Source organism: Succinimonas sp., from assembly GCF_045225735.1.
In the GTDB taxonomy this organism is placed as follows: Bacteria; Pseudomonadota; Gammaproteobacteria; order Enterobacterales; family Succinivibrionaceae; genus Succinimonas.
This window is the reverse complement of the sequence record NZ_JBGVBR010000225.1, coordinates 1-4,873: the sequence shown is the minus strand read 5'-3', so window position 1 is coordinate 4,873 and position 4,873 is coordinate 1. Positions and strand designations below refer to the sequence as shown.

Below are 4,873 nucleotides of genomic sequence, written 5' to 3'. Positions count from 1 at the left end.
TTCGCCGATATCCTGAATTCGTTCGTCCTGTCTGAACACCCCGGTTAGCACTGCGATGACAGCGGCAATGCGGCCCATGGCGCCCGTTACCGCAGCCAGCCCCTGACCTCCGGGAACAGAGGCCGCTGTCTTCGAGATTACCAGCAAGGCGGAACCTGTTGAAGAGTTCAGTCCTGTCGTCTCATCAGCAGCCGATGAAAGGGCGCTTTACGCGCTTTCGCGCAGCGAGCCGATGCTGCGAATGGCCGGAGGCACAAGCATGCGCGCATAAGGAAAACAGGGAAAAAACAGGCTCATTCTTTGTAGTTTCCTGCGGCTTGCTTCAGGATGTCCTCAATATTTTTCCTGGTCTTGTCAATATCATCGTTTATCGCGTTTTTATTAAGATCCGGATTTAATTCCTTTTCTGCGGCTACTGCTGCTTTGCGGCCATCCGTCTCATTGGCTTTTTTTCCTTCCTCGGGAAAAATCGCATCAAAAACGGTGCTGCCCAGATAGAACTTGGCAATTGAGGACAGCGGCATATCCATGCGCTGGGCGATTTCCGCCCATTTCTTAAGGCGATCTGCAGAACAGAGATCTGAAAACATGGCCAGAGGGTAGAGGCTGACTGTCGAAAGCTTGGGATTGGCTTCTCTGATGCCCTGTTCGGCAACCATGCAGCCGGCCATGATCTGTTCATTCTTTTCGTGCATTTTTTCAGGATCCAGCTTCAGGTTGCGCACCTTTTCCATATAAGCCTTAAAGTCGCCGTTACAGGATTTTAGCGTAATGCCCTGTTCTTCGGCCTGAAGAGCCCGTTCGCCGATATCCTCAACCCGCTCGTCCTGTCTGAACACTCCGGTTATTACCGCTATGACGGTGGCAATGCGGCCGATGGTGCCCATTACCGCAGCCAGCCCCTGACATCCGGGAATGCAGGCCACAATCTTTGAGATTACCGATAAGGCGGGGCCGATGGAAGAGCACAGTCCTGAAATCTTATCCACCGCCGCTGAAATGCCTCTGCAGATGCTCGAACAAGCTGAACTGATGCCGCTGCAAATGCTTGAACAAAATGATCCGACACTGCTCCAAAATCCCATATTAAAGATCTCCTAAAATATTTCCGATCAGCGAATTTACAAAACTCTCCCAGTTCTGTTTTTCAGAATAGTAATTCCAGGTCTCATCAAATTCACTGTCAAAAGAAGAGCAGAAGCTCTGATAATTGAAATTAACAACTGTTCCCGGATCTATGGACAATTTCCGGAAGGCATAGTCAAACACGGCATTTCTGATGAGTCTTAAAAACAGCGTCTTATCATCATTGCAGGCCTCCTGCAGGCTGTTCAGCCAGAGCTGCCATTGTCTGTTATTGGCATTTTCATTGCAGACGCAGTTCTGATAAAGCCTGGTTGCGCCCCGGGCCTGAGCGACAAAGCATTCCCAGTCCTGATGCCGATCAGCGGCTTCGTCCATGAAGGCGCAGAACCTCAGGCTGTGTTCCAGCCAGTAGTTCCGGCCGTTCTGGCAGACAATTTCGTCGTCCACATTATCGTCATCAGTACTGGTATCGATTTGTGTCACCTGAACATCCACCGGCTTCTTCCAGCCCTGGGAAAATACTATGGCTTCCCCCGGCACCAGATAGGAGAGGTACTTTTTCTGGTTATCATCCAATGCCATGGTTTCGCCCACGGCATTTTTGTCATCCTGGGAGAACAGCTTATGAATGATCTTGGTATTGGTGTTTTTAAGCACCTCGCTTGCCAGCTTGCTGGGGATCTGATCCACAATGATGAGACTTTCGCCGTACTTTCTGACCTCGGCGAGAAGATCCGAGAACAGCTCAACGCCCATTTTACGGTTCTGACTGTCTCCGGCACTGACCTTGGCAAGAAGTCTGTGGGCTTCCTCCACCAGGGTGATATGCCGGAAATTCGCATCCCGGGCATGTCTGGCCTTGAGAGCGGCGGAGAGCCGCGAGAGAATGAGCGCCATCAGGAAGGATTTATCCTCGGAGGATTTCACATCCTCAAGCTCAATAATAACCCGGCGATCAAGAAGATCATCAAAATCAACGGAAAGCTGGGTGTTGAAGATCACCCCCTTGGCTCCTTCGGTGAGGCTGTCCAGCCGGGCTCTTATTGATCCTATGTATTCATCCCGCAGCCTGTCATCAAAGCCTTTTTCCTTTACCAGCTCAACTACTGTTTCAATGTACATCTCCAGGGTCGGGAAGAACACGCCTCTGATTTCCGCCTGCCAGGCGGCATGACGATCCTTCAGGAAACGGTTCTCGCCGGTTTCAATATCCCAGCCCATGCACTTGTACACCCGATACAGGCCCTGCTCCAGCAGATTGGGGATGGCGGCCTCCATGTCAAAGCTGGCCATGAAGGCGGCCTTGAGCTCGTCAATATGACCGGACAGGGTTTCGTTTTCCAGAAATTCCAGGGGATTGAAACGGAAGGGCACGCCATTGCCGTTGCCCACGGTGAAAACGATGATCTCATTAAAGCCCGGAGTGCTGCTGTTTACCAGAGCCCGGTATTCTGTTTTAGCGGGTTCGATGACCAGGAAGGGCAGGGATGCCCCGTCCGTCATGGATGAAGCCAGAAGTCTGTGGCAGGTGGTGGTTTTTCCGGAACCGGTGGTGCCTGCGATGAATACGTGCTTGGAGAGTTCTTTTCGTGAGAGATTAACCTTCTGGGATTTAAGCTGACAGCCCTCCTGTCGCATGACCCCGAGATCGAGCTTGTCACTGTCCGGGACTTTGGTGTTGATATTGAGTCCGAAGGGCACCTGTTCACGTAATTCCAGTCCCGGCACTTCCTTCTGCGGGAAACCGGCCAGCATGCTGATCTCCTGAGCGGTGAGCCAGGTGCCCGCGTCAATGACGCCATTGATCACCGGGCGTGATTCCAGAAGAAATGATTCTGCGGAAATGTCCCGGGGCGCATTGACCTGGCAGATCTGCAGTTCCGACACCGGCTTGGACATGTTCTTGAATTCGGCGCTGTAGACCGAGGTATTGAAGTTTTTGTCCCCCTGAGCCAGGGAGATCAGGGTGTTGCAGAGGAGATCGCAGTTCAGGGGATTCCCGGCTCCGACGTATACGGCGGTACGGAACAGCCCCTTTGAAATGCCGCGCTTGATTCTGACCATGAGCTCTTCGTCGATGTATTTCAGAATGTCCTGCACCTTCTTGTTCTTGTTTTCAAAGGTGATGGAAAGCCCGCTGCCGGTGGAAACGGATTCCGAAGTCCCGGTGCTGGAGCTGGAGGTGGAGCTGGAGCTGATGCTGGAAGATACCGAGGTTCCGGAAGTGGAGCTTTCATTATGTCCGGAGCTTTTGGACTGCGAGGTTCCGGAAGTGGTGCCTTTGGTTTCCGAAACAGTGCTGGAGGTTCCCTGGGATTTGGTGCTGGAGGAGCCTGTGGTTTCCGATTTGCTGGAGCCGCTGCTCGTGGTAGAGGAGGTACCCTTGCTGATGGAATTGCTGGTGCCTGTGGTGGTTTGACTCCCCTCGCTCGTGCCGGCTTGTTCGGTATGGGATGAACTGGATCTGCTGTTGTTTTCTCCGTCAGTGGATGACTGCGATTCGCTCTTCCCCACGGAGTTCGACTTGCTTTTGCTGTTGCCGGTAGTTTCCGATTCGGTGGCGCCGGAGGTTTCGGAATTATTGGTGCCGGAGGTTTGGGACTTGTTAGTTGAGCTGGAAGTATTTTCCGAGGTGCCGGAGGAGCTTCCCTTGCTACTGGATTTGGACTCCGAGGCGCCAGTGGTTTCCGTGGCGGATTTCCCGGAGGTCTGGCTTTCTGATTTTCCTTTTGTCTCCCCGGTGGTTTTGCCCTCGGAGGTGCCGGTCTGCGCGGAGGATCCCTTTTGCGAGGAATCCTGACTGCTGCTCTGAATGCTGGAATGAGCAAAGGCTGACAGCTTGCTGTAGAGGCTTTCCACCTGAGCGCCGAACTCCTGAATGGCCGCCAGATCCAGAGATTCCCAGATTACCAGAAGATGAAACTCCTGATCCCTGATATTCAGGGGAAGATCTCCGGAATTCATGACATTAACAAGTCTTTCCACCCCCTGAAAGGACAGGTCGTCCCGGTTTTCATTATTGCGTGAGGGCACCCCCAGCACGGTTTTGAATTTCAGCCTGTCATCGGCCAGTCTTTCCAGCACACTGTTATCGGCCTTCTCCACCGTGGAACCGATAAAATTGCCTCTGATGGCCCGGGACAGCATATCCTCATAGTCGTTGACGTTATACCGGGCTTTGTCCTGGGAGAAGGCAGAGGTGATGCCGATGTAGAACTCCACATCCCCTGATCCGCCCCTGAGATAGTAGATAACCCGGCAGCAGGAATTTTTCAGGGCGGTTACCACATTTTCAAAAGCTTCCTGCCGCGGGAATTTCTTTTCATAGGTCAGGCAGGTGATCCGAAAAAATACCGTATTTCTGAGGATCTGCTCGCGGGAGACTTCCTGAAAAGACAGATTGCTCAGAACAGAGATGCGGTTTTTCCCGAGATTGTCAATTTCTCCGGCTATTTTGGCAGCCAGAGGATCCTGCTGGCAGCAGGGGTCCTTGTTGTTTTCCATAAAGACAGACTCCCATAAAATGACAGTGTTGCGGTGGCGGGCAATAATCCGGCTGCTCGCTACAGAGTAATGATCTTAATGTCCTCAAGATCGTCCGGCGTATCGCTTTGAGTTACCGCCACAGCTATGGATCCCGGAGATTCAGGCTTGATAAAGATATTCCAGCCCGTGTGTTGGGGATCATGATGAACCAGGTATTCCTTCGTCACAGCATTGGGATTCTTGGTGATCACGGTAGGATCTGATGACCAGCCCAGCTTGGTGACACAGGTTTTCTTTACCT

At 52.3% G+C, this 4,873-nt stretch carries 3 protein-coding genes; all 3 read right to left on the bottom strand.

The window, feature by feature from the left end; translation table 11 throughout:
- Window positions 1–293: 293 nt before the first annotated feature.
- The gene (locus ACJROR_RS07810; protein ID WP_406546636.1) at window positions 294–989 is read right to left on the bottom strand and encodes a hypothetical protein; all 696 of its coding nucleotides are present in this window, start codon (window positions 987–989) and stop codon (window positions 294–296) included.
- Window positions 990–1,086: 97 nt separating this feature from the next.
- Window positions 1,087–4,590 (bottom strand): helicase HerA domain-containing protein, encoded by a 3,504-nt coding sequence (locus tag ACJROR_RS07805; protein ID WP_406546635.1) that lies wholly within the window; start codon window positions 4,588–4,590, stop codon window positions 1,087–1,089.
- Window positions 4,591–4,649: 59 nt separating this feature from the next.
- A partial coding sequence (locus ACJROR_RS07800; RefSeq protein ID WP_406546634.1) for a hypothetical protein occupies window positions 4,650–4,873 on the bottom strand: 224 nt, incomplete at its 5' end.

Bases quoted from the DNA above. Each gene is read 5' to 3' on its own strand.
- ACJROR_RS07805 (WP_406546635.1), bottom strand. From the start codon at position 4,590: ATGGAAAACAACAAGGACCCCTGCTGCCAGCAGGATCCTCTGGCTGCC.